We start from the raw sequence: 22,764 nt of genomic DNA on the forward strand, positions 1-22,764 counted from the left end.
GCCGGACGTGGCGGGCCGTAAGGTGCGCCTCCCTTTCGCCGGCCACCAGGACGACATGACCGACATCCGCACCGTGGGCATCGTGGGCGCCGGCCAGATGGGCGTCGGCATCGCTCATGTCGTGGCCCTGAGCGGCCGCGAGGTCCGGTTGACCGACGTTGAGAGCGCCAAGACGCAACGGGCCCTGGCCGCGTTGGACAAGAGCCTGGACCGTCACGTCGCCAAGGGTGGATTGTCCGCAGCCGACCGCGCCGCCGCGCGGGCGCGGGTTAGCGCCGGAGACCTGGCCGCCGTCGGCGCCTGCGACCTCATCATCGAGGCGGCGACCGAGGACGAGGCGGTCAAGAAGGGCGTCTATCGCGACCTGGCCCCTCACCTGGCTCCCCACACGTTGCTGGCCTCCAACACCTCCTCCATCTCGATTACGCGCCTGGCGTCGGTGACCGACCGGCCTGAGCGGTTCGTCGGCATGCATTTCATGAAGCCGGCGCCGGTGATGCAGTTGGTTGAGATCGTGCGCGGCATTGCCACGTCGCAGGAAACCTACGATCAGGCCGCCGCCTTCGCCCGGTCGCTCGGCAAGACCACCACCGACGCCGAGGACTTTCCGGCCTTCATCGTCAACCGCGTGCTGGTGCCGATGATTAATGAGGCGATCTATACCCTGTACGAGGGGGTCGGCACGGTGACCTCGATCGACACGGCGCTGAAGCTGGGGGCCAACCATCCCATGGGGCCGCTGGAACTTGCCGACTTCATGGGGCTGGACGTCGTGCTGGCCATCATGAACATGCTCTACGACGGTCTGGCGGATTCCAAATACCGGCCTTGCCCGCTGCTGGTGAAATATGTCGAGGCCGGCTGGCTGGGCAAGAAATCCGGCCGGGGCTTCTATGACTATACCGGCGACACGCCGGTGCCGACCCGATGAGCGGGGGCCCCTCCGCCGCCGCGCTGGCCAGGGGCGAACTGCCCGGCCGCACGCCGATCATGTGGCGCCGCAACCGCTCGACCGCCGTGCCGCTGGCGTGCCTCGCGGGCGCGTTGTGGCCGCCCCTGTTCGTCAGCTTGGCGATCCTGCCCCCGACCCGCTGGCTGCCGCACGCCGGCGGCGTTGACTGGCGCATTCTGGCCATCGTCGTCGCCCTGATCGCCGTGCCTGTGGGCGTGCGCATCCTGGGCCGCGAACATGACAAGACCGGCAAGCCCGCCACCCGTCTGGGCGTGGTCTGGCGCTTTCTGGTCATGGGCGGTGTGCTGGCCGCCGGGCTGCAGCTGCTGATCGCGACGGTCATGATCCTGATGAACGCCGTGGCCTCCCAGAGCATCGGCAACGCCCTCGGTTCGATCGAGACGACCGTGCTGATCTATGGCGTAGCCGGCCTGCCCTTCGCTCTGCTGGTCGGCATCAGCCACGCCCTGTGGGCCGGGTTGTGCGTGGCCTTCATCGCCTTCGAGAAACGGCCGCCCGCCGTACGGCCGCGCATGGGCGTGCTCGGCGAAGGCTGAAGGCGCTCAGCCCCAGGGCCCTCGGGGTGTCGTCGGCACGCCGGTCGAGGCGGTGCGCGATGGCACGGACCGCGGGGCGTCGGCAGAAGCCCGAGCCGGGCCGCTCATGCCCATCTTCGTCGCCAGCTCCATCAGGGCGCGAACCCGGTTGCCGGTGTTCGGGTGGGTCGAGAACAGCTTGTCGGCCCGCTCGCCCGACAGCGGATTGATGATGAACAGCTGGCCCGAGGCCGGATTGCGCTCGGCGGTCGGGTTGTGGATGCGGTGGGCATAGGCCTCGATCTTCTGCAGCGCCGAGGCCAGGGCGTGGGGATCCTTGGCGATCTCGGCGCCGACCCGATCGGCCTCGTATTCGCGGCTGCGGCTGATGGCCATCTGCACCAGGCCCGCGGCCATTGGGGCCAGCAGCATCAGGGCGATCGTCCCAATGATGCCGCCCGGCCGATCGCGGTCGCCAAAGAAAAGCGCGAAATTGGCCAGAGCCGCGATGGCGCCGGCCAGGGTCGCGGTCACCGTCATGGTCAGGGTGTCGCGGTTCTTCACATGCGCCAGCTCATGCGCCATCACGCCCCGAATCTCCTCGCGGGTCAGCATCTTGAGCAGGCCCGAGGTCGCCGCGACCGCCGCGTTTTGAGGGTTGCGGCCGGTGGCGAAGGCGTTCGGCTGGTCGTTGGGGATGATGGTGATGTTGGGGATTGGCATGCCCGCGTCGGCCGCCATCTGCTTGGTGTCCAGCACGTAGTTGCGAACCACCGGGTCGGGATGGGTTTCGTCGACCGGCTGGGCCTTGTACATCTTCAGCACGATCTTGTCGGCGTTCCAGTAGCTGAACAGGTTCATGCCGCCCGCGAACACCAGGGCGATCAGCATGCCGCCGCTGCCCCCGATCAGATAGCCGATACCCATGAACAGCGCGGTCATGGCGGCCAGGAGGATGAAGGTCTTGAGGTGGTTCATGGTCGGGTCGCGGGTTCCAGAGGACGACGTTCGTCCCTATCTGGGATCAGAAACGCGCCGCTGAAAGTCAGGTCGCCTGTGACAGATTCTCCGCCTCTCCCCGAGACGCCGCACGCCAATCCGGACGTGCCGAACGCCACGCCCGAGCGCCCGATAACTGCCGCGGCCCGACGCGCGCTGGAGGAGGCCGAGGCCCGCCGCCTGTCCGCGCCGCCGCTGGCGCTGCCGCCGGAACAGGGCGGCCCGCGTGGACAGGAGCCGACCCGCTATGGCGACTGGGAGAAGAAGGGCATGGCGGTCGATTTCTGATCCCGCCCGCGCAAAGCCCGTGACCGCGCCGCTTCCCGCCGCTAAAGGCGGATCATGACCGATACGCCCAAGAAAGGCTGGTTCCAGCGGCTGAGCGACGGCCTGTCACGCTCGTCGCGGCAGATGACCGATCAGGTGGTGGCCACCTTCGTCAAGGAGCCGCTCTCCGAAGCCGCGCTCGACCAGTTGGAAGAGCATCTGCTGGAGAGCGATCTCGGGCCCGCCGCATCGGCGCGGATCGTCGAGCGGTTCCGCCAGCTTCGCTTCGGCAAGACCAGCGACGAGACCGAGGTGAAGGAGGCCCTGGCCGAGGCCGTGGCCGCCGAGCTGACGCCGCGCCAGGATACGTTCGATCCCCTGTCCGGTCCCCGGCCGTTCGTGGTGCTGTTCGTCGGCGTCAACGGGTCGGGCAAAACCACGACGTTGGGCAAGATCGCCTCGGATCTGACGGGCAAGGGCGCCAAGGTGATGGTGGTGGCCTGCGACACCTTCCGCGCCGCCGCGCGTGATCAGCTGCGAATCTGGTCGGAGCGGGCCGGCGCTGATTTCGAGAGTCGCCGCGACGGCGCGGACCCGGCGGGCCTGGCCTTCGACGCCTTCACCCGCGCCCGGGCGGAAGGTCATGACGTCGTGCTGATCGACACCGCCGGGCGGCTGCAGAACAAGCAGGCCCTGATGGATGAACTGCTCAAGATCGTCCGGGTGCTCAAGAAGATCGACCCGGACGCGCCGCACGAGACGCTGCTGGTGCTGGACGCCACGGTGGGCCGCAACGCCTTGGCCCAGGAGCAGATTTTCGGCCGCACCGCCTATGTCTCGGGCATCGTCATGACCAAGCTGGACGGCACGGCGCGCGGCGGAGTGCTGGTGCCCGTGGCCCAGGCCTCGGACGCCCCCATCAAGCTGATCGGCGTGGGCGAGGGGATCGAGGATCTCCAGCCGTTCGACGCCCGCGCCTTTTCCCGATCCCTGGTAGGGCTGGATCCCGAAGGACCCGCCGCATGAGCGTCGCCGCAGGCTCGAATTCGCGCCAATGGGTGCGCCAGGCCGTCGATTTCGGCGCGCTCCTGGCCTTCATGCTGGCCTATCTGATCAACCGGATCGGGCGCGGCCTGGATGGCCAGGAGGCGCTGATCCAGGCGACCTGGGTTCTGGTCGGAGCCTCGGTGATCGCCCTGATCGTTGGCTATGCGGTCGAACGGCGCATCGCGCCCCTGCCTTTGCTGGCCGGCCTGTTCGCCCTGATCTTCGGGGCCATGACCCTGATCTTTCAGAACGACGAGCTGCTGAAGATCAAGATCACCGTGCAGAACGCGCTGCTGGCCACGGTTCTGCTGGGTTCGCTGCCGCTGCGGAAATATCCATTCAAATATCTGCTGGGCTCGGCCATCCAGATCACCGACGAGGGCTGGCGCGGTCTAACCCTCCGCTATGGCCTGTTCTTCGCGGCGGTGGCGATCACCAACGAGATCGTGCGCCACGCGGTCGGCAACGACGCCTGGATGACCTTCCGAGGCGGACTGTGGATGGCCTCTGCCGCCTTCGGCATCTGGCAGGTGTTCTTCATCATGAAGCACCTGATCAAGGACGAGGACGAACCCGCGCCCGAAAGCCCTGACCCCGGTCTCTGACGATCAAGAAAAAACGCCGGACGATCACTCGTCCGGCGTCTTGTCGGCTCGATCGGCGCGATCAGCGCGGCGGCGGCCCCTGGATGCGCGGACCCAGGTTGGCCATCACCTCGCGCGCGTCGAACGCGGCGGGATCGTTGGCGGGCTTCGGACCGTTGCCCATCACGATCTCGGCGTTGGCCTCGTACCGGTCGTACTGGCGCACATCGATGTCGTCATAGAACGGATCACGCCACGGGCCCCAGAAGCCGCCGCGATAATAGCGCCACGACGGTCCCCAATAGGGCGAAGAGAAGCCATAGCGCGATCCGAAGGGATCCTGGCGGCCGATGAAGCGGGTGTCGCGATCGGTGTCGCGGTCGACCATGGCGAACCAGTCATAGCCATTCTGGACCGTCAGTTCGGCGGCGCGGAAAAGCAGATAGGTCTCCACCGTCTCGCGTGAGGTCAGGCTGTTGCCGGCGAAGCCGACGCGGAAGCGGTTGGACTCGATGCGCTGCTCAGCGAAGCCGCCGCGCTGACCGTCATAGCCCGCCGGCTGATAGGGCGTGGCGGTGGCGCAGGCCGCCAGGGCCAAGGTCGCCGCTGCCGCCATAAGTACGTGTTTCATGGCAGAATTCTCCTTCGCGCCATTAAAGCGCCCAGTCCATGAACGGGGGCTGAAGGCGCGTGTTCCAGTTGGCTGAAGCTACGAGGCCGGCGTGCCGGCGGACGTGCGTCAAATCCGCGCCATGTCCAGCACGAAGCGATAGCGGACATCAGACTTCTTCATCCGCTCATAGGCGGTGTTGATCTCCGACGGGGCGATCAGTTCGATGTCGCACGCGATGTCGTGCTCCGCGCAGAAATCCAGCATCTCCTGGGTTTCGCGGATGCCGCCGATGAGCGATCCGGCGATCCGGCGACGGCGCCACAGCAAAGGCATGGCGTAAACCGGCATGCCTTCGGTGGTCAGGCCCAGCATCACCATCGTGCCGTCCTTGGCCAGCAGCTGGATGTGGTCGGCGATCTCGTGGGTGGCCGAGACGGTGTTGATGATGAGGTCGAACTTTTCAGCCGCCGCCTTCATGGCGTCCTTGTCGGAATTGATCAGGAAGTGTTTGGCGCCCATCCGCTCGGCGTCGGCCTTCTTACGGTCCGAGGTGGACAGGACCGTGACCTCGGCCCCCATCGCCGCGGCCTGTTTGACCGCCATGTGTCCCAGGCCGCCCAGGCCGATGACGGCGACCTTCGAGTCGGGCCCAACCCCCCAGGTCCGCAGCGGCGAATAGGTGGTGATGCCCGCGCACAACAGCGGCGCGGCCGCGTCCAGGGACAGGCTGTCGGGAATGCGGACCACGAAATCCTGGTCCACCACGATGGCGGTCGAATAGCCGCCCTGGGTGATCGTCTGGCCGACCGCGCCGCCCTTGGGATCGGGCGAACCATAGGTCTGGGTCATGCCCGGCACGCAGAACTGCTCCTCGCCCTCACGACACGGCGCGCACTGGCGACAGCTGTCGACCATGCAGCCGACGCCGACGCGGTCCCCCACCTTGAAACGTTCCACGTCCGAACCGACCGCGGTGACCACGCCCGCGATCTCGTGACCGGGGACGATGGGATAGGTGGTGTTGCCCAGGTCGTTCTGGACGATGTGCAGATCGGAGTGGCAGACGCCCGCGTACTGGATGTCGATGGCGACGTCGCCGGGGCCGGGGTCGCGACGGTCGAAAGCGTAGGGCGCCAAGGGTTTGTCGGAGGCTTCGGCGGCATAGGCGCGGACGGGAATGGGCATGGTCGGGCTCCGTGATCGGCGATCAGAGACAGGTGGTGCGCGAACGCCGTGCCTGCAACAGGCCTTGCTCCGCGCCTGACCCCCTGTAGCCTCAGGGCGCATTCACGGAGGCCTGCGATGAAAGCCCTTCTGTCCACCGCGCCCGGCGGACCCGAGACCCTGGCCCTGACCGACCTGCCGACGCCCGAGCCCGGGCGGGGCGAGGTGCGCGTGGCGGTCAAGGCGGTGGGTATCAACTATCCCGACACCCTGATCATCGAGGACCGCTATCAGTTCCGGCCGCCCCGTCCCTTCGCACCGGGCGCCGAACTGGCGGGGGTGGTCGAGGCGGTCGGGGAAGGCGTGACGAGTCCGGCCGTCGGCGACCGGGTTATCGCCGTGCCCGGCTGGGGCGCCTTGGCCGAGCAGGTGATCATCCGCGCCGATCAGACCCTGCCCTTGCCTGGCAGCATGAGCTTCGAGGAAGGCGCGGCTTTGTTGATGACCTATGGCACCAGCTACTATGCCCTGAAGAACCGTGCGGGGCTGAAGGCGGGCGAGAGCCTGCTGGTGCTGGGTGCGGCCGGCGGCGTCGGGGCGGCGGCGGTCGAACTGGGCAAGGCGTCGGGCGCGCGGGTGATCGCGGCGGTGTCCAGTGAAGACAAGTTGGCCTTCGCCAGAGAGCTCGGGGCCAACGACGGTCTGATCTATCCGGCCGGCGACCTCGACCGCGCGGCCCAGAAGACGCTGTCGGAGGACTTCAAGCGCCTGTCCGGCGGCGACGGCTTCGACGTGGTCTACGACGCGGTCGGCGGCGCCTATGCAGAGCCGGCGCTCAGGGCGCTGGGCTGGGAGGGGCGCTATCTGGTCGTCGGGTTTCCGGCCGGGATCCCGTCGATCCCGCTCAATCTGGCGCTGCTCAAGTCGGTGCAGATCATGGGCGTCTTCTGGGGCGCCCATATCGCCCGCGAGCCCCAGGCCCACGCCGAGAACGTCAGCGAACTGATGCGTCTCCACGCCGAGGGCCGCATCCGCCCGCGCATCTCGGAAACGTGGCCGCTGCACCAGGCCGGCGAGGCCATCACGGCCCTGGGCGATCGTCGGGCGATGGGCAAGCTGGTCGTGACCCTGTGACCGCCGCGCACGAAGAAGGCCCGGGAGCGAACTCCCGGGCCTCGGTCTTCACGTCGATCTCGAATTACCAGCGACGGTCCTGGCGCCAATCGCGGCGGTCACGACGGTTTTCGCGGCGATGTTCGCGATAGTCGCGGCGCTGTTCCCAGCGCGGGTCGCGGCTGTTGATGCCGTGCTCCCGCTCCCAGTGCCCCTGGTTCCGGTAGCAACGGCCGCCGCGGTAATAGTCGCAGTCGTCGTCGTTGGCGGCCTGGGCGTAGCCGACTGCGGCGCCGGCGGCCGCGCCGCCCAGCACATAGTTTCGGTCGCCGTTGCCGACCAGGGCGCCGCCCACGGCGCCGATGGCCGCGCCGATCAGGGCGTCTTTGGCCTTGTCGTCCTGGGCCGCGGCCGGCTGGGCGGCGGCGAGGGTCAGGGCCAGGGCGCCGGCCGCACCACTGATCAGGGTTTTAAACTTGGTCATCGTCTGCCCTTTCACATCTTCCGCCGGACGGACCGCCCGGCATGACATCGACCTTAGACGCCCGCGTCTGAACGCCCTTCGAGCCCGTCGTTCATTTTCGCTTCATGTGAATCTGGCCGCGGCCTTGACCCTGACACATCCCCCCCCTACCTCGACGGCGCGTTGGCACTCACCGGCCGCGACTGCCAACAGTCGCGCCGGCGGGGACCTCGAACTCACAGCCTACCAACCCCTCAGGGAGAGCAATCAGATGGCGTTTCGTCCTCTCGGCGACCGCGTGCTGGTCAAGCGCGTCGAAGAAGAATCCAAGACCAAGGGCGGGATCATCATCCCCGACACCGCCAAGGAAAAGCCGCAGGAAGGCGAAGTCGTCTCCGTCGGGCCCGGCGCCCGCGACGACAAGGGCGTGGTCAACGCCCTGGAGCTGAAGGCCGGCGACCGCATCCTGTTCGGCAAATGGTCGGGCACCGAGGTCAAGATCGACGGTGAAGACCTGATCATCATGAAGGAATCCGACGTCCTGGGCGTGCTTTCCTAAGCACCCGCGTCGAAACTTTCACCCCACGAATTCATAGAGATAGGAGCTGCCCGTAATGGCCGCTAAAATCGTAAACTTCAACACCGACGCGCGCGACAAGATGCTGAAGGGCGTCAACGTCCTCGCCAACGCCGTCAAGGTGACCCTGGGCCCCAAGGGCCGCAACGTCGTGATCCAGAAGTCCTTCGGCGCTCCGCGCTCGACCAAGGACGGCGTTTCGGTGGCCAAGGAAATCGAGCTGGAAGACGCCTTCGAGAACATGGGCGCCCAGATGATCCGCGAGGTCGCCTCCAAGACCAACGACAAGGCCGGTGACGGCACCACCACCGCCACGGTGCTGGCCCAGTCGATCGTCCAGGAAGGCCTCAAGTCGGTCGCCGCCGGCATGAACCCGATGGATCTTAAGCGCGGCATCGACAAGGCCGTTCAGGCCGTCATCGCCGACGTTAAGGCGTCGTCCAAGAAGGTCTCGGCCAACTCCGAGATCGCCCAGGTCGGCACCATCTCGGCCAACGGCGACACCGAGGTCGGCGAGATGATCGCCAAGGCCATGGAAAAGGTCGGCAACGAGGGTGTCATCACCGTCGAGGAAGCCAAGACCGCCGAGACCGAGCTGGACGTCGTCGAAGGCATGCAGTTCGACCGCGGCTACCTGTCGCCCTACTTCATCACCAATGCCGACAAGATGGTGGCCGAACTCGAAGAGCCCCTGATCCTGCTGCACGAGAAGAAGCTGTCGTCGCTGCAGGCCCTGCTGCCGATCCTGGAATCCGTGGTCCAGTCGGGTCGTCCGCTGATCATCATCGCCGAGGACATCGAGGGCGAGGCCCTGGCCACCCTGGTGGTCAACAAGCTGCGCGGCGGCCTGCGCGTCGCGGCCGTCAAGGCTCCGGGCTTCGGCGACCGCCGCAAGGCCATGCTAGAGGACATCGCCGTCCTGACCGGCGGCCAGGTCATCTCTGAAGACCTGGGCATCAAGCTCGAGAACGTCACGATCGACATGCTCGGCAAGGCCAAGAAGGTCACCATCACCAAGGACGACACCACCATCGTGGACGGCTCTGGTGAGAAGGACGCCATCGAGGGCCGCGTCTCCCAGATCAAGAAGCAGATCGAGGACACCACCTCGGACTACGACAAGGAGAAGCTGCAGGAGCGTCTGGCCAAGCTGGCCGGCGGCGTCGCGGTCATCCGCGTCGGCGGCTCGACCGAGGTTGAGGTCAAGGAGAAGAAGGACCGGGTCGACGACGCCCTGAACGCCACCCGCGCCGCGGTGGAAGAAGGCATCGTCCCGGGCGGCGGTATCGCCCTGCTGAAGGCGACCAAGGCCCTCGAGGGCCTGACCGGCGACAACGCCGACCAGACCGCCGGCATCGCCATCATCCGTCGCGCCATCCAGGCCCCGATCCGGCAGATCGTCGAGAACGCCGGCGTGGAAGGCTCGATCGTGGTCGGCAAGGTGCTGGAGAATTCTTCGCCCACCTACGGCTTCAACGCCCAGACCGAAGAGTATGTGGACATGATCCAGGCCGGCGTCATCGACCCCGCCAAGGTGGTCCGCACCGCCCTGCAGGACGCCGCCTCCGTGGCCGGCATCCTGATCACCACCGAAGCGGCCGTGGCCGACGCTCCGAAGAAGTCCTCGGGCGGCGGCGGCGGCATGCCCGGCGGCGGCATGGGCGGCATGGGCGACATGGACTTCTAAGTCCGAAGCTCAGTTCACACTGATACGGATAGGGCGGGTCCAGAGATGGGCCCGCCCTTTTCCTTGGCCACCGACCCGTCCGTCGTGCGTTGATGGCGACCGGCTGATATCAGGATCCCATGACCCAGACCTCTCCTCGCCTGCGCAAGGCCGTGCTGCCCGTGGCGGGCCTCGGCACCCGGGTGCTGCCCGGCACCAAGACCACGCCCAAGGAACTGCTGAACGTCGTCGACCGACCGATCCTCAGCTATATCGTCGAGGAGGCGCGCGCGGCGGGGATCGAGCACATCGTCTTCGTCACCGGCCGGTTCAAACAGGCCATCGAGGACTATTTCGACCACCAGGTGGAGCTGGAGGCCCAGCTGGAGGCCAAGGGCAAGACCGAGATCCTCGACCAGCTGCTGGCCGAACTGCCCAAACCCGGCGAGATGAGCTTCGTGCGCCAGATGGCGCCCAAGGGCCTGGGCCACGCCGTATGGTGCGCCCGCGACGTGGTGGGAGACGAGCCTTTCGCGGTGATCCTGCCCGACGTCATCGTCGACGCCGAACCGGGCGCGCTGAAACAGCTCGTCGCGGTGTTTAACGAGACCGGCGGCAATGTCATCGGCGTCGAACGGGTGGCCGAGAGCGAAACCCACAAATACGGCATCGTCGATCCCGAGGGCGACAGCTCCGGCCGCCGCATCGCCATGAAGGGCATGGTCGAAAAGCCGGCCCAGGGGACGGCGCCGTCCAACCTGTCGATTTCGGGCCGCTACATCCTGCAACCGCGCCTGTTCGACTTGCTGGCGGACCAGGGCAAGGGCGCGGGCGGCGAGATCCAGCTGACCGACGCCATGGCGCGGCTAATGACGGAGCAGGACTTCACGGCGGTGGAGTACGAAGGCGTCACCCATGACTGCGGCGACAAGATCGGGCTGCTGAGGGCCAATGTCGCCTTGGCGCTGAAACGGCCCGACCTGGGAGAGGCAGCTCGCAAGGCGGTGAGCGACCTTCTGTAGCCTTTCGCGGAGCCGCCGGCTGGGCTAGGCGTTCGGGCCTGAAGGAGTTCCCGATGACGAAACGCGTTCTGGTTCTGGGCGGCGACGGCTTCTGCGGCTGGCCGACGGCGCTGCATCTCTCGGCCGAAGGCTGGGACGTGACCATCGTCGACAACCTCAGCCGGCGGAACATCGACAACGAACTCGAGGTCCAGAGCCTCACTCCGATTCGGCCGCTGGGGGAGCGGGTCGCGGCCTGGCGAGAGGTGTCGGGCAAGACGATCGGGATCGAGACCATTACCCTCGGCAAGGATTTCGACCGGTTCGTTGAGCTGCTGAAGCGCGAACGGCCGGACGCCATCGTCCATTTCGCCGAACAGCGGGCCGCGCCCTATTCGATGAAGTCGGCCCGGCACAAGCTCTACACCGTCGACAACAATCTGAACGCCACCAATCATGTGCTGGCGGCCATGGTCGAGAGCGGCCTGGACATCCACCTGGCGCATCTGGGCACCATGGGCGTCTACGGCTATGCGACCGCCGGCCTGACCATCCCCGAGGGTTATCTGCCGGTCACGGTCCAGACCGCGAACGGGCCCGTGGAGCAAGAGATCCTGTTCCCGCCGAACCCGGGCTCGATCTATCACATGACCAAGACGCAGGATGCCCTGCTGTTCCAGTTCTACGCCAAGAACGACGGCCTCCGGATAACCGACCTGCATCAGGGCATCGTGTGGGGCACCCAGACCGACGAGACCCGGCAGGATGAGCGCCTGATCAACCGCTTCGATTACGACGGTGACTACGGCACGGTGCTGAACCGTTTCCTGATGCAGGCGGCGGTGGGCTATCCGCTGACCGTGCACGGCACCGGCGGCCAGACCCGAGCCTTCATCCACATTCAGGATACGGTGCGTTGCGTGGCCCTGGCGCTGGGCAATCCGCCGGCCCGGGGAGAGCGGGTCCGCATTCTCAACCAGATGACCGAGAGCCGCCGTGTGCGCGACCTGGCCCAGAAGGTCGCCGACATGACCGGCGCCGCCGTCGAATTCGTCGCCAACCCGCGCCAAGAGGCGGACGAGAATGAACTGGTCGTCGAGAACCAGGGCTTCAAGGACCTGGGCCTCAGTCCGATCACGCTTGAGGATGGGCTGCTTGACGAGGTGACCCAGATCGCCCGCCGCTACGCCGACCGCGCCGACCTGGCCAAGGTGCCGTGCGTTTCGGCCTGGAACTCGGCCCGGGCCGAGGCCTTGACCCCGCCGCCCCCGCCCGAGCGGCTGCGCGTCGTCTGAGCGGATGAGCGAGGAGGGCAAGGGCGGACGGGTGCTGATCTTCGGCGCCGGATATCTGGGCGAGGCCTTGCTGCGCCGCCTGATCGCACAGGGCCGGGCCGTCTCCGCCACTTCTCGGGACCAACAGCGTCGCGGCGAGATGGAAGCGCGTGGCGCCAAAGCCATCGATCCCGGTGACGCCGAGACCTTGCGCGACGCTGTCGCCGAAGCCGCAGCCATCCTCGTCACCGCGCCGCCGGAAGCGGGGGGTTGTCCCGGCGCACGGGCTCTCCTTCCGGCCCTGTCCGCGTCCGGCGCCTATCCCGACTGGATCGGCTATGTGTCCTCGACCGCCGTCTATGGCGATCGCGCCGGGGGCTGGGCTTTCGAGGGAGATGCGCTAAACGCCGCCAGCCTGGAGGGCGCGCGACGGGTCAAGGCGGAGCGGGAATGGCTGGACGCCGGGCAAGGCATGGGACTGACGGTGCAGGTCTTCCGTCTGCCGGCCATCTATGGTCCCGCACGCTCGCCGATCGACAAGCTGAAGCGTGGCGACGCGCGCCTGATCCGTAAGCCCGGGCAGGTGTTCAACCGCATCCATGTCGAGGATGCCGTGGATGGCCTGTTGGCCTCGATGAGGCGACCTCGGCCGGGCGCCATCTACAATCTCACCGACGACACGCCCGAGGCTGCGGATGTCGTCATGGCCTGGACGGCCGAGCGCCTGGGCCTGTCGCGGCCAACGGAGATCGACTGGACCGACGCCGAAGTGTCGGACGGCATGCGCCGTTTCTATCTGGATTCCAAGCGTGTCTCGAACGCGCTCGCCAAGGCCGAACTGGCCTGGCGACCGCACCACGCCGACTGGCGCGATGGAATCGCCGGCCTGATCGACTAAATGTCAGCCGCCGGTGGCGCCGGCCTGGGGCGAGCTTTCTTCCGAAGGCTGACCCGGCGTGGTGGCGGTCGTGGTCGGCTGGCCGGCGGCGCCGGTGACGGGCGCGCCGTCGACGGCGGCGGGATCGGCCGGGACCGGAGCCTCGCCCTCCGTCGTGGCCGCCTCGCCCTCGGCTCCGGCCGCGGCGCCCGGCTGGCGCGACGGGTCGGGAGCCGGAATGGCGTAACCGCCGGACCCCTGTGAACGCAGATAGGCGATCAGCGCCACGCGCTCCTCGGTGTTGCGCAGGCCCGCGAAAGACATCTTGGTGCCCGGCACGACGCGCGCGGGAGCGGTGATGAATTCGTCGAGGTGATCATAATCCCAGGTCGGGCGCGCCGCCGCATGCTCTGTCATGGCGGGCGAATAGGCGAAGCCGGCCGCGTGCATCACCGGTCCGCCGACGACGCCGTACAGGTTCGGGCCGATACCGGCCGCGCCGCCCTGATTGATCGTGTGGCAGGCCGCGCAACGGGCGAAGGCGCGCTCGCCGGCAGCGACGTCGGCGATCGGCAGCACCGTGCCCCAATCCGGCGGCAACTCGGGCTCGGCCGCGCCGCCCGCCGCTTCCTCAGGGGCGTCGATGAAATAGCCCATCTTCTCCGGCTCATGGCTGGAGTAGATGAAGCCGGAGGCTTGCTGCACCACCAGGATGGTGAAGGCGGTGGCCAGGCCCGCGCCGAGAATCTTGTTCCACTTGAGGTCGCCGCTCATGCGCGTCGTCGGTCCCGTATTCAGCCACAGTCGAACAGGCGCGACCGGGGCCTCGCCTTGCGTGCGGCTGTCTTACACGCTAGCGCCCGGATCGCAACGATGAACCCGCTGATCGTCATCCCGGCGCGCATGGCCGCGACCCGACTGCCCGGAAAGCCTCTGGCCGACATCGGCGGGCTTCCGATGATCGTGCGCGCCTTCCAGCAGGCGGAGCGCTCCGAACTGCCTGTCCTGGTCGCCGCCGGCGACGCCGAGATCGTCGAGGTGGTCGAGGCCCACGGCGGCCGGGCGGTGCTGACCGATCCCGCCCTGCCATCCGGGTCTGACAGGGTGCGTGCGGCCCTCCACGCCGTTGACCCGGAGCGGCGTCATGATGCGGTGATCAACCTGCAGGGGGATATGCCCCTGGCCGATCCGGCCATCGCGCGCCTTTGCGCCGAAACCCTGGCGGCGCGGCCCGACTGCGACATCGCAACCCTGGTGGCTAAGGAAGCTTCGTTCGCCGATCGCACCAATCCGGACGTGGTTAAGGCTGTTCTGGCGCTCGCCGCCGACGGCCGTTCCGGAAGGGCCCTCTATTTCACTCGCTCGACCCTCTACGGCGAGGGACCGGTCTGGCGGCATGTCGGTGTCTACGGCTACCGTCGCGCAGCGCTGGAGCGGTTCTGCGCGGCGCCGCCGAGCGCGCTGGAGCGGCGCGAGAAACTGGAGCAGCTGAGAGCGCTGGAACTGGGCATGATCATCGACGCCGCGGTGATCGAGGCCGCGCCGCTGTCGGTCGACAATTTCGATGACCTGGAGGCTGTGCGGGCGCTGGCCTGAGCGCCGCGCACGAAGAAGGGCCGCCCCGTCGCCGGAACGGCCCTGATCGTCTTCGGTCGATCGGGATCAGGCGCGATAGTGCTGAATGCGCGTGGTCCGGAGGCCCTGCATGCCCCATTTGTCGATCGCCGCCTGCCAGGCCACGAACTCCTCGGCCGTAAGGCGATAGCGCGCTAGCGCCTCATCCAGCTCCAGCAGTCCGCCGCGCACGGCGGCCACCACCTCGGCCTTGCGCCGGATCACCCAGCGGTCGGTATTGGGCGGAGGCAGGTCCGCCAAGGTCAGCGGAGTCCCGTTCGGTCCCACCACGTATTGTTCGCCTTTGCTGTTAAGGCGTCGCTCGGTCAGCATGGGCTTAAGCCTCTGTCACCACCACCATCGTGAGCGTGACCATACCGATCGGCCGCTAAAGGCCGCTTAAGCGCCGTGGTTAGGAAGACTCTAACGCGAGCCTTCCCGAACCAACGTTCGACGCCAATTTTCGAGCAACGATCCATGGGTTAGCGAGAAGTGTTAATGATCCCCCGAGTCATCGTCACCGCTTGATGCGGATCAATTCTTCCAACATTTCGTCGGCGGTGGTGATGATCTTGGATGAAGCGGAATAGGCCCGCTGGGTGGTGATCAGGCCGGTGAATTCGGCCGAAAGGTCCACGGTGGACGCTTCCAGCTGAGACGCACCGATCAGGCCCGCGCCGCCCGAGCCGGGGGCTTTGAGGTTGTAGGTGCCTGACCCCTGGCTGACCGCATAGGCGTTGCCGTTGACCGGCTTGAGGCTATCCGGGCTGGGGAAGGTGGCCAGGGCGACCTGACCGATCCGGCGGGTCACGCCGTTATCGAAGATGGCCGAGACATAGCCCTCCTCGTCGATCTCGATGTTCGACAGATTGCCGAACGGGGTGCCGTTGGTGGTGACCGCCTGAACCACCGACTGGCTGTCGTACTGGGTCAGGCCGCCGGCCGCGGTCATCAGGTCGAACTGGATGGTCTGGGAGGCGATGCCAAGATCGGTGGCCCAGATGGCGTCGACGCCGGGCGCCGCCGCCGACCCCGAAGCACCCAGCGTCAGCACGGCGTCGGCCGGGTCGGTGAACAGGGCGTCCGGGAGAGCGGCGGTGGCGGCCGCGTCGAGGCGTCCGTCCTGGGTGAAGACAACGCGACCCGAGCGGATCATGTCGCCGCCTTCCAGGTCGCCGGGAGCGCCGTAAATCTCGACGTGCCATTCGTTGGGGTTCTCGCCCTTGAGGAAGGCCATCGACACCGAACGTTGGCCGCCCTTGGAGTCCGACACCGGCACCGACATCAGGAAGTCGGGCTTGATGCCGCCCGTGCCGTCGGGGGTCCACATGGCCATGTTGTTGGTGGCCGGGTCGTAGGTGGCGATGTCGGGATTGACCGCCTGGCCCGAGCGGAGATTGGCGTTGATGCCGACGCGGGTGGTCGGCTCGGCCGTGCCGCCGACAGTGCCGACGTTTATCGACTGCAGGCGGCTGAGGTCCGAGGGGTCGGTGGCGACATTGCCGTCGCCGTCTGCTGGCCAGCCCTGCAGATACAGGCCCGCAGAGTTCTTCAGATAGCCCATCTCGTCGACGCGGAAGGCGCCGGCGCGAGTGAAAAGGCGGGTGTCGGTGATCTCGACCCCCTCGGCCTTGTCGGTGACCACGAAGAAGCCGCGGCCCGAAATGCCCAGATCGGTCGAGGAGGTGGTCCGCTGGAGTTGGCCATTGTCGGAGACATAGTGACGGGCCGAAGCGGTCACGCCGCCGGCGGAATAGCCGGCGCCCGAGTTCTGACCGTTGATCACGGTCTGGAACTCAGCCTGGCTGCGCTTGTAGCCGACCGTATTCACGTTCGCGATGTTCTGGGAAATCGCCGCCAGGGCGGCGGAATTCGCGGTCAGGCCGGAGACCCCGGCCAGCAGTGCGCTGTTGATGCTCATGGTCTGGTGTCCTTGATCAGAAGAGGTTGAGCGGGTTCAGGGCGGAGGCGACCCTTGAGATCGCCCCTGCGCCGGGCAGGCTGAGCCCGCCGGTATCCGGCTCGAATTCTTCAAGCGCGATGACGGAGGAAAGCGGCAGGATGGCCCCGCCAACGGTGAGGTAGGGTTCGCCGTCGTACATCTCGACGCCGGTGACGCGGCCGCGGGTCAGGACCTGGGAGTCGACGCCGGTCCCGTTGGGACCCGTGGCCGTGATCTTCATGGTGTAGACGGAGCCGTCCTGGGCCTGGCCGCCGCCGGTCGTCTGACCGTCCCAGGAGAAGTCGTGGACCCCGGTGGTCAGGTCTTCGGCCTCGCCGGTGAAAACCACCTTGCCGGTGGCGTCCAGAATTTCGACCTTGGCCGAGGTGGCGTCCTTGGCCAGTTCGTAGCTCCAGGTCGCCTGGCCGTCCTCGAACTTGACGGCCGACCAGGCTGCGGTGGCCTCCTTGCCGATGTAGTTTGTGGCGTCGGACAAGCTGGCGCCGCCATTCTGGGCCAGGAGGCTGGTCAAGAGATCGTTGGTCAGCAGCTGCTGCTCGACCCCGGCCATCTGGGTCAGCTGGGCGGTGAACTCATTGGAATCCAGCGGCGACAGCGGATCCTGATTCTTGAGCTGGGCTGTCAGCAGCGTCAGGAAGGTCTCGAAGTTCGAGGCCAGCATCGCGCCGCCGGCGTTGATGCGCCCCGACGAGTCGGCTGTGGAAATGGCGTCAACCATGGTTCAGACCTTCACATCGACGCCGTCGGGCGCCGTTTTGAGGGACATCCAGACCGGGGGCGGCTGATCGGCGTCGAGCGCCAGCCGGTCGCCGGCGCGGAAAGCGCGTCCCGCGCCGGAGCGCCGGCCGTCATCGAACAGCGAGGCGTTGGATCCGCCCTGATCCGGACTGGAAAATTCCAGGGCGTCGTCGCCCAGGGTGAATCCGGCCTGCTCCAGCTGGCGACGCAGCTCATCGACGCGACCGCGCATCTCCGCGGCGGCCGCCGGATTGTCGAAGGCCAGGCGCGCCGTCAGCTGGCCGTCGGCCTCGATGTCCATAGACACCTCGACCTGACCCAGCCCTTCGGGCGTCAGGGCCATGTCAAAGCGCGTCACCTTCTGGTCCAGGCGATTGAGCATCCGCGCGGCCAGCAGCGCCGTGGTCTCGACGGAGGCGCGCGACAGGAAGGAAAGGCCGTGGCCGCCGCTTGCCGATGACGCGACGGCGCGATCCAGCTGGGGCGCGTCGGTGACGCCCTCGGCCATGTCATGCATCACCGGAGCGGGCACGTCGGGGGTCTCGACGGCGCCGGGATCGAAGACCGGCGGGGGCTGGGCGGCTGATGCGTGCAGGGCGGAGGACGCTGGCGCCGCCGACGTCGAGCCCGCGCTGGGCGAGCTTGTGGACGGGCCGGCCGTGTCGGCGCCGGCTGCCGCGCCCGACGACGGGGCGAATGCAGGCGTTGCGCTCGATCCCGTGCGCGCCTCCGCACGACCGCCGTGAGCACCAGGCTCAGCGGTTGTGTGGAATCCCGACGCGGAGAGCTTCACCGCATCTCCGTCCTTGGAGGAGGCGTCAGCAGGGGTGTCGGTGAGACCGGACGGGTCGGCGACCGCGTGGCTGACGCCGCTGCCGCTGCCGCGAGCGGCGACGATCCCGGTCGACACGGTCGGATTGGTCTCGCCGCGCTGGACGGACGCGGCCGCTGCGGCGTTGGCCAGCGGCTGGGCGGTGGCCGGCGCAGCCGCGCCAGCCGGTCCTTCTGAGGACGCGAGGGTAGCCGAGGATAGAGGCATGGGACGCTCGGCGGAGCGGCTGGGCGGCGCGCCGGCTTCTGTCGGCGCGGACGTCGCGGCGGGCGCGGTCGGTCCCGGGGAGCCCGATCCGGAGCTCGCCTTGCCCGTTGCGCCATTCCGGGCAGAGTCCTTGGGGGGTCCGGCGAGGGTGGCGGTGGTGTTGACGATCGGAAGCGGGTCCGAAGCGTGCGGCGCCGCAGCAGAAGAGGTAGCGCGCGACCCGTCGCTGGCGGCGGCGGGGCTTGCGGCGAGTTGGCCTTGGACAGGCAGGGTCAAGGACGAGGCGCCGCCGGGGTCGGTGGGCTTCCCGGATGTGGAGCCCGTCACAGATCGGTGCGGGATGGCCGCAGCGTTCGATCCAGGCGCGACTGCCGCCGAAGACATCTGATCCTGCGTCGGAGCTGCGATCGCCGAGACGGCGTCCGAAGGTTTCCTGGCTTCAAACGTCAAGGCGCCTGCGCTGAAATCCATCGGCCCAACGGCCGGTCCCGCGGGCGCGCTCACTGGCGGCGTCAGGTTGTCGGCCGGGATCGACGAAGCAGGGTCGGTCGCTTCGGTCTCGGGCACTGCTGGTGCGGGCCGGGCTAAGGGGCTCGTCTTTGCTGCCTTGGAAGTGGAGACACCTGTGTCGGGCCCGGGCGTAACGAGGGTCTCGGCCGTCGCGAGCAGGCCGCTGAACGTCGGCGCGCCCTTGCCCTGACCAACGCCGGACGCGGCGGCGCCCGACCGCTGGGGAGCGGCGACGAGGGCGGACAGGAAAGCGGCGGCGGACATGGGGCGGGGCAGGCTCGCACTGAAAGGAAATCGGGAGCGCCTGCTGCGCCGGAAACATTCGGTTGGTGGGAAGCAACCGCTGGGCCACACCGCTCGATTTAGCCAAGCCCATGTTTTCGAATGGAAAAGCAGCAGCTTCGGTCTCGCCGTTCATCCCCCGAGGGCCAAACTTGCCGCGCCGACGGTCGCCTTTTGCCGCCCTGGATCTAAGGCTTCGACGGTGCGGCCGGAGATGGCCCGCCATTTGCGCCAGGGAGCGGGGGTCAGAAGACCTATCCAAGGGAAGATCATGCGAATCAGCGACTTGGCATTCCAGACAGCGCGCCGCGCCGGGCAAATCTCGCCCGTGCGTGAGCAGCTTCTGCCGGGCGCCGTCGGATCCCCGCGTGAAGGAGACGTCGTCCCGTGTCGCTGAACAGCATCATCAATATCGCCAACTCCGGCCTGATGACGGCCCAGGCGCAGATCCGCGTCAGCTCGGACAACGTCGCCAACGTCAACACCCCCGGCTATGTCCGCAAGGTCGCCGATCAGGTGGCGATGAGCACCGGCGGCGTCGGCTCGGGCGTCGAGATTGGCCGGGTCCGGTTGGCCACCGACCGCTTTCTCCAGGCCGCCAGCCTGCAGGCCGACGCCGACGCGGCGCGCCAGGGCGTGCGCTATGAACTGTACGATCGAATCCAGTCTCTGTTCGGCGATCCCGGTGGCGACTCAGGCTTCTTCAGCCGCATCGACGGCCTGTTCTCCGCCTTCGCCGCCTCCGCCGAAGACGCCGGCTCGACCCCCCTGCGCAGCGACGCGCTGCAGCGGGCCCAGAGCCTGTTCGACGAATCCGCCCGCATCGCCGGCCAGATCCAGTCCGTGCGCGAGGACGCCGACAGCCGCATCAAGACCGCCGTTGAACAGGGCAACATGCTGCTCAGCCAGATCGAGGCGCTGAACGTCGAGATCGCCCGGGCCACCATCAATGGCGGCGACGCCACGGGAACCCTGGGCGCCCAGACCCAGCTGATCGACCAGCTGTCGTCGCTGATGGACATCAATGTCGCCCAGCGCCCTCAGGGCGGTGTCAGCATCCGCACCGGCACCGGCGTGCTGCTGGCCGGCGCCGGCCATGCCACCCTGGAGTACACGCGCGCGGGATCGGTCAATGGCGAGACCGCCTTCGCCGATGTCTTCGTCACCGAGCCGGGCGGCCAGAAGCGGTCCCTGACCGACAATCTCATCAGCGGCGAAATCAAGGGGCTGCTGGAACTGCGCGACGTCGAGGCGCCGGCGGCGGCGGAACGGCTGGGTGAGCTCATGGCCCGGGTGGCCGACGAGCTGAACCGCGCTCACAACCAGAATTCCTCGGTGCCCGCCCCCACCACCTTGGCCGGCCGCAACATGGGTCAGGGGTTCGAGGCCGCCTTGGCCGGCTTCCAGGGCACGACCACCATCGCCGTCACCAATGCGGCCGGGGCGATCCAGACCCGGGCTGAGGTGGTGTTCTCGGGCGGCACCATGACCGTCAACGGCGTGGCCGCGGACCCCGCGACCTTCCTGGCCACGCTGAACGCCCAGCTGGGCGGCCAGGCCACGGCCAGCTTCACCGACGGACGCCTGTCGATCACCGCCACGGGCTCCAACGGCGTGGCCATCGCCGACGATCCGGCCGATCCGGCGCGCAAGAACGACAAGGGCTTCTCGCACTGGTTCGGGCTGAACGACATGATCGCGTCGGGCCGGCCGGCGACCTATGACACCGGCCTGACGCCGGCCAGCCCGCATGGCTTCGGGGCGGGCGAGACCATCACCTTCCGCCTGGGCGCCGAGGGCGGCGGCCGGATGCGCGACATCGGCTTCGCCGTGCCCGCCGGGGGCTCGATGGCCGATCTGGTCACGGCCCTGAACAATCCGGCCACGGGCCTGGGCCGCTACGGGACCTTCAGTCTGGACGCCCAGGGAGCCCTGAGTTTCGCCGGCTCGGGCTCGCCGCCGGCGACCCTTTCGGTGCTGGACGACACCACGGTCCAGGCCCAGTCGGGCGTGTCGATGACCGAGCTGTTCGGCCTGGGCGGCGGAGTGCGGGCCAGCCGCGCCGACGACTTCTCCATTCGCACCGACATCCGCAGCAATCCGGGCCGGCTGGCCCTGGCCCAGCTGAACCTTGGCGCCGCGCCCGGCTCTTCGGCCTTGTCCAGCGGCGACGGCCGGGGCGCGCGACTGTTGGCCGACGCCGCAACCACCACCGTCAGCTTCGACGGGACTTCCAGCTCGGCCGGCGCGTCGATGAGCCTCAGCCGCTACGCCTCCGACCTGTCCGGAGATATCGGCGCCCGCGCTTCGGCCGCCAAGACCCGCGCCGACGCCGCCGGGGCCCTGTCGCAGGAGGCCCGGGCCCGCCAGAGCGCCTATGAGGGCGTCAATCTGGACGAGGAACTGGTGCTGCTGACCACCTATCAGCAGGCCTTCAACGCCTCCGCGCGGCTGATCCAGGCCGCCAGCGAAATGTACGACACGCTTCTGGGGATGACCTGATGACCCGCGTCTCGACCGCCGGAAACTATGAATCCGCCCTGCTCAACCTGATGGCCGCCCAGGCGCGCGGACTGGAGGCGCAGAAGAAGGTCTCGACCGAGAAGATCGCCACCGATCTGGCCGGGTTCGGTCGGGGGTCGGAGACCCTGACCGCCCTGAAGTCGGCCCAGAACCGTATCGACGGCTTCATCTCGGCCGGCGAGGCCGTGGCCTCGCGCCTGACCACCCAGGCCCTGGCCTTCGACCGGGTGGCCGAGGGCGCCGACGGCGCGCGCCAGGCCATCGCCGAGGCCCTGGCGTCGGGCCGGGTCGAGGGGCTGATGCAGGCGCTGGAAGGACAGTTCGCCACCGCACGCAGCGGCCTGAACCTGGAGCATAACGGACGCCCGCTGTTCGGCGGCGCGGTAACCGATCAGCCGCCGGTGACGGCCAAGTCCATGGCCGATCTCGCCGATGCCCCGGACGCCGCCTCGGTGTTCGTCAACGACACGCTGCGGACCGCCTCGCGCCTGGACGAATCGACAACGGTCGAGACGGGCTTCCTGGCCGACGAGGTGGGCGAGCCGCTGTTCGCGATCCTGCGCGACATCCAGCTGTTCCACGAGGGCGCCCAGGGGCCCATCGACGGTGTCATGACCGAGGACGTCCGTGCGTTCCTGGAAGGCCAGCTGACCCGACTGAAGGACGCCCACACCGGCGTCGTTGGCTTCGCCGCCCGCTCGGGCGCCATCCAGACCCAGGTCGACGACAACCTAGCCTCGCTCGACAACCAGCGTGTCGCCATGCAGCAGCTGATCGGCAAGAAGACCGATGTCGATATGGCCGAGGCGGTCACGGAGCTGGAGCTGTCGCAGATCTCGATCCAGGCTTCCGCCCAGGTTCTGGCTCAGCTGCGTCAGACCAGCCTGCTGGACCTGCTGGCGCCCTACTGACCGCGACGCCACGTCACGTCCGCAGGCGGCCGGGAACCGGTAAACTGGCGC

At 67.9% G+C, this 22,764-nt stretch carries 23 protein-coding genes; 14 read left to right on the forward strand and 9 right to left on the reverse strand.

Annotated elements, in window-relative coordinates:
* The first annotated feature begins 55 nt into the window (after positions 1–55).
* Both EES48_RS10510 and EES48_RS10515 read left to right on the forward strand, forming a co-directional pair.
* The gene (locus tag EES48_RS10510) at positions 56–931 is read left to right on the forward strand and encodes a 3-hydroxybutyryl-CoA dehydrogenase (protein WP_122466542.1); all 876 of its coding nucleotides are present in this window, start codon (positions 56–58) and stop codon (positions 929–931) included.
* Positions 928–1,509, forward strand: coding sequence for a phthalate transporter (locus EES48_RS10515; protein ID WP_240623318.1), 582 nt, complete (start codon positions 928–930; stop codon positions 1,507–1,509). Before EES48_RS10510 ends, EES48_RS10515 begins: the two co-directional genes overlap by 4 nt.
* A 6-nt stretch (positions 1,510–1,515) precedes the next feature.
* On the opposite strand, the gene htpX is transcribed toward EES48_RS10515, so the two are convergent.
* Positions 1,516–2,466 carry a zinc metalloprotease HtpX gene (gene htpX, locus EES48_RS10520; protein ID WP_122466544.1) on the reverse strand — a complete coding sequence of 317 codons (951 nt, stop codon included), beginning with the start codon at positions 2,464–2,466 and terminating at the stop codon, positions 1,516–1,518.
* Between the two features lie 78 nt (positions 2,467–2,544).
* Between htpX and EES48_RS10525 the strand changes: the two genes are divergently transcribed.
* The 3 genes from EES48_RS10525 to EES48_RS10535 are packed head-to-tail and all read left to right on the forward strand — an operon-like array spanning position 2,545 to position 4,406.
* Entirely contained in the window at positions 2,545–2,775 is a 231-nt protein-coding gene (locus EES48_RS10525) for a DUF1674 domain-containing protein (RefSeq protein ID WP_122466547.1), read from the forward strand.
* 54 nt (positions 2,776–2,829) lie between these two features.
* Entirely contained in the window at positions 2,830–3,780 is a 951-nt protein-coding gene (ftsY, locus tag EES48_RS10530; RefSeq protein ID WP_122466549.1) for a signal recognition particle-docking protein FtsY, read from the forward strand.
* On the forward strand, positions 3,777–4,406 hold the full coding sequence (locus tag EES48_RS10535; protein WP_122466551.1) for an inner membrane-spanning protein YciB: 630 nt from the start codon (positions 3,777–3,779) through the stop codon (positions 4,404–4,406). Before ftsY ends, EES48_RS10535 begins: the two co-directional genes overlap by 4 nt.
* Before the next feature lie 61 nt (positions 4,407–4,467).
* Here the strand turns inward: EES48_RS10535 and EES48_RS10540 are convergent, their stop codons facing one another.
* Positions 4,468–5,016: a CC0125/CC1285 family lipoprotein gene (locus tag EES48_RS10540; protein ID WP_122466553.1), complete on the reverse strand. Its 549-nt coding sequence runs from the start codon at positions 5,014–5,016 to the stop codon at positions 4,468–4,470.
* Between the two features lie 108 nt (positions 5,017–5,124).
* Positions 5,125–6,183: an NAD(P)-dependent alcohol dehydrogenase gene (locus EES48_RS10545; RefSeq protein ID WP_122466556.1), complete on the reverse strand. Its 1,059-nt coding sequence runs from the start codon at positions 6,181–6,183 to the stop codon at positions 5,125–5,127.
* A gap of 117 nt (positions 6,184–6,300) precedes the next feature.
* Here EES48_RS10545 and EES48_RS10550 point away from each other — a divergent pair, with 117 nt between their 5' ends.
* Positions 6,301–7,296 (forward strand): NADPH:quinone oxidoreductase family protein, encoded by a 996-nt coding sequence (locus EES48_RS10550; protein ID WP_122466559.1) that lies wholly within the window; start codon positions 6,301–6,303, stop codon positions 7,294–7,296.
* Positions 7,297–7,360: 64 nt separating this feature from the next.
* Here EES48_RS10550 and EES48_RS10555 read toward each other — a convergent pair whose 3' ends face one another.
* Entirely contained in the window at positions 7,361–7,759 is a 399-nt protein-coding gene (locus tag EES48_RS10555; protein ID WP_122466562.1) for a YMGG-like glycine zipper-containing protein, read from the reverse strand.
* Between the two features lie 250 nt (positions 7,760–8,009).
* On the opposite strand from EES48_RS10555, the gene EES48_RS10560 reads away from it, so the two are divergent.
* The 5 genes from EES48_RS10560 to EES48_RS10580 all read left to right on the forward strand — a co-directional run bounded on the left by EES48_RS10560 (position 8,010) and on the right by EES48_RS10580 (position 13,154).
* The gene (locus tag EES48_RS10560; protein WP_122466564.1) at positions 8,010–8,297 is read left to right on the forward strand and encodes a co-chaperone GroES; all 288 of its coding nucleotides are present in this window, start codon (positions 8,010–8,012) and stop codon (positions 8,295–8,297) included.
* A gap of 55 nt (positions 8,298–8,352) precedes the next feature.
* Positions 8,353–10,002 (forward strand): chaperonin GroEL, encoded by a 1,650-nt coding sequence (gene groL / locus EES48_RS10565; protein WP_122466567.1) that lies wholly within the window; start codon positions 8,353–8,355, stop codon positions 10,000–10,002.
* A gap of 119 nt (positions 10,003–10,121) precedes the next feature.
* Positions 10,122–11,003, forward strand: a complete 882-nt coding sequence (gene galU, locus EES48_RS10570; RefSeq protein WP_122466569.1) for a UTP--glucose-1-phosphate uridylyltransferase GalU — start codon at positions 10,122–10,124, stop codon at positions 11,001–11,003.
* Positions 11,004–11,056: 53 nt separating this feature from the next.
* Positions 11,057–12,277, forward strand: coding sequence for an NAD-dependent epimerase/dehydratase family protein (locus EES48_RS10575; protein WP_122466572.1), 1,221 nt, complete (start codon positions 11,057–11,059; stop codon positions 12,275–12,277).
* Positions 12,278–12,281: 4 nt separating this feature from the next.
* Positions 12,282–13,154, forward strand: a complete 873-nt coding sequence (locus EES48_RS10580) for an NAD-dependent epimerase/dehydratase family protein (RefSeq protein WP_122466574.1) — start codon at positions 12,282–12,284, stop codon at positions 13,152–13,154.
* Between the two features lie 3 nt (positions 13,155–13,157).
* Here EES48_RS10580 and EES48_RS10585 read toward each other — a convergent pair whose 3' ends face one another.
* Positions 13,158–13,907: a c-type cytochrome gene (locus EES48_RS10585; protein WP_122466576.1), complete on the reverse strand. Its 750-nt coding sequence runs from the start codon at positions 13,905–13,907 to the stop codon at positions 13,158–13,160.
* Positions 13,908–14,006: 99 nt separating this feature from the next.
* Here EES48_RS10585 and EES48_RS10590 point away from each other — a divergent pair, with 99 nt between their 5' ends.
* On the forward strand, positions 14,007–14,729 hold the full coding sequence (locus EES48_RS10590; RefSeq protein WP_122466578.1) for a 3-deoxy-manno-octulosonate cytidylyltransferase: 723 nt from the start codon (positions 14,007–14,009) through the stop codon (positions 14,727–14,729).
* Positions 14,730–14,795: 66 nt separating this feature from the next.
* On the opposite strand, the gene sciP is transcribed toward EES48_RS10590, so the two are convergent.
* The 4 genes from sciP to EES48_RS15165 form a co-directional block, all read right to left on the reverse strand.
* Positions 14,796–15,080: a CtrA inhibitor SciP gene (gene sciP / locus EES48_RS10595; RefSeq protein ID WP_122466580.1), complete on the reverse strand. Its 285-nt coding sequence runs from the start codon at positions 15,078–15,080 to the stop codon at positions 14,796–14,798.
* 184 nt (positions 15,081–15,264) lie between these two features.
* Positions 15,265–16,668 (reverse strand): flagellar hook protein FlgE, encoded by a 1,404-nt coding sequence (locus EES48_RS10600; RefSeq protein ID WP_122466582.1) that lies wholly within the window; start codon positions 16,666–16,668, stop codon positions 15,265–15,267.
* Positions 16,669–16,684: 16 nt separating this feature from the next.
* On the reverse strand, positions 16,685–17,428 hold the full coding sequence (locus tag EES48_RS10605) for a flagellar hook assembly protein FlgD (RefSeq protein ID WP_122466584.1): 744 nt from the start codon (positions 17,426–17,428) through the stop codon (positions 16,685–16,687).
* Between the two features lie 3 nt (positions 17,429–17,431).
* Positions 17,432–18,487, reverse strand: coding sequence for a flagellar hook-length control protein FliK (locus EES48_RS15165; protein ID WP_240623319.1), 1,056 nt, complete (start codon positions 18,485–18,487; stop codon positions 17,432–17,434).
* A gap of 1,179 nt (positions 18,488–19,666) precedes the next feature.
* On the opposite strand from EES48_RS15165, the gene flgK reads away from it, so the two are divergent.
* Together flgK and EES48_RS10625 are read left to right on the forward strand one after the other, a co-directional pair.
* On the forward strand, positions 19,667–21,781 hold the full coding sequence (gene flgK, locus EES48_RS10620) for a flagellar hook-associated protein FlgK (protein ID WP_122466588.1): 2,115 nt from the start codon (positions 19,667–19,669) through the stop codon (positions 21,779–21,781).
* Entirely contained in the window at positions 21,781–22,713 is a 933-nt protein-coding gene (locus tag EES48_RS10625; protein ID WP_122466590.1) for a flagellin, read from the forward strand. The genes flgK and EES48_RS10625 overlap by 1 nt, the downstream gene beginning before the upstream one ends.
* Positions 22,714–22,764: the final 51 nt, after the last annotated feature.

It is taken from the genome of Brevundimonas lutea (assembly GCF_003704105.1).
Taxonomy (GTDB): Bacteria; Pseudomonadota; Alphaproteobacteria; order Caulobacterales; family Caulobacteraceae; genus Brevundimonas; species Brevundimonas lutea.

What these genes read in the sequence shown, in the direction of transcription:
- EES48_RS10510 (WP_122466542.1), top strand. Translation starts at nt 56, where the DNA reads ATGACCGACATCCGCACCGTGGGCATCGTGGGCGCCGGCCAGATGGGC.
- EES48_RS10515 (WP_240623318.1), top strand. Translation starts at nt 928, where the DNA reads ATGAGCGGGGGCCCCTCCGCCGCCGCGCTGGCCAGGGGCGAACTGCCC.
- htpX (WP_122466544.1), bottom strand. Translation starts at nt 2,466, where the DNA reads ATGAACCACCTCAAGACCTTCATCCTCCTGGCCGCCATGACCGCGCTG.
- ftsY (WP_122466549.1), top strand. Translation starts at nt 2,830, where the DNA reads ATGACCGATACGCCCAAGAAAGGCTGGTTCCAGCGGCTGAGCGACGGC.
- EES48_RS10535 (WP_122466551.1), top strand. Translation starts at nt 3,777, where the DNA reads ATGAGCGTCGCCGCAGGCTCGAATTCGCGCCAATGGGTGCGCCAGGCC.
- EES48_RS10540 (WP_122466553.1), bottom strand. Translation starts at nt 5,016, where the DNA reads ATGAAACACGTACTTATGGCGGCAGCGGCGACCTTGGCCCTGGCGGCC.
- EES48_RS10545 (WP_122466556.1), bottom strand. Translation starts at nt 6,183, where the DNA reads ATGCCCATTCCCGTCCGCGCCTATGCCGCCGAAGCCTCCGACAAACCC.
- EES48_RS10550 (WP_122466559.1), top strand. Translation starts at nt 6,301, where the DNA reads ATGAAAGCCCTTCTGTCCACCGCGCCCGGCGGACCCGAGACCCTGGCC.
- EES48_RS10555 (WP_122466562.1), bottom strand. Translation starts at nt 7,759, where the DNA reads ATGACCAAGTTTAAAACCCTGATCAGTGGTGCGGCCGGCGCCCTGGCC.
- EES48_RS10560 (WP_122466564.1), top strand. Translation starts at nt 8,010, where the DNA reads ATGGCGTTTCGTCCTCTCGGCGACCGCGTGCTGGTCAAGCGCGTCGAA.
- groL (WP_122466567.1), top strand. Translation starts at nt 8,353, where the DNA reads ATGGCCGCTAAAATCGTAAACTTCAACACCGACGCGCGCGACAAGATG.
- galU (WP_122466569.1), top strand. Translation starts at nt 10,122, where the DNA reads ATGACCCAGACCTCTCCTCGCCTGCGCAAGGCCGTGCTGCCCGTGGCG.
- EES48_RS10575 (WP_122466572.1), top strand. Translation starts at nt 11,057, where the DNA reads ATGACGAAACGCGTTCTGGTTCTGGGCGGCGACGGCTTCTGCGGCTGG.
- EES48_RS10580 (WP_122466574.1), top strand. Translation starts at nt 12,282, where the DNA reads ATGAGCGAGGAGGGCAAGGGCGGACGGGTGCTGATCTTCGGCGCCGGA.
- EES48_RS10585 (WP_122466576.1), bottom strand. Translation starts at nt 13,907, where the DNA reads ATGAGCGGCGACCTCAAGTGGAACAAGATTCTCGGCGCGGGCCTGGCC.
- EES48_RS10590 (WP_122466578.1), top strand. Translation starts at nt 14,007, where the DNA reads ATGAACCCGCTGATCGTCATCCCGGCGCGCATGGCCGCGACCCGACTG.
- sciP (WP_122466580.1), bottom strand. Translation starts at nt 15,080, where the DNA reads ATGCTGACCGAGCGACGCCTTAACAGCAAAGGCGAACAATACGTGGTG.
- EES48_RS10600 (WP_122466582.1), bottom strand. Translation starts at nt 16,668, where the DNA reads ATGAGCATCAACAGCGCACTGCTGGCCGGGGTCTCCGGCCTGACCGCG.
- EES48_RS10605 (WP_122466584.1), bottom strand. Translation starts at nt 17,428, where the DNA reads ATGGTTGACGCCATTTCCACAGCCGACTCGTCGGGGCGCATCAACGCC.
- EES48_RS15165 (WP_240623319.1), bottom strand. Translation starts at nt 18,487, where the DNA reads ATGCCTCTATCCTCGGCTACCCTCGCGTCCTCAGAAGGACCGGCTGGC.
- EES48_RS10625 (WP_122466590.1), top strand. Translation starts at nt 21,781, where the DNA reads ATGACCCGCGTCTCGACCGCCGGAAACTATGAATCCGCCCTGCTCAAC.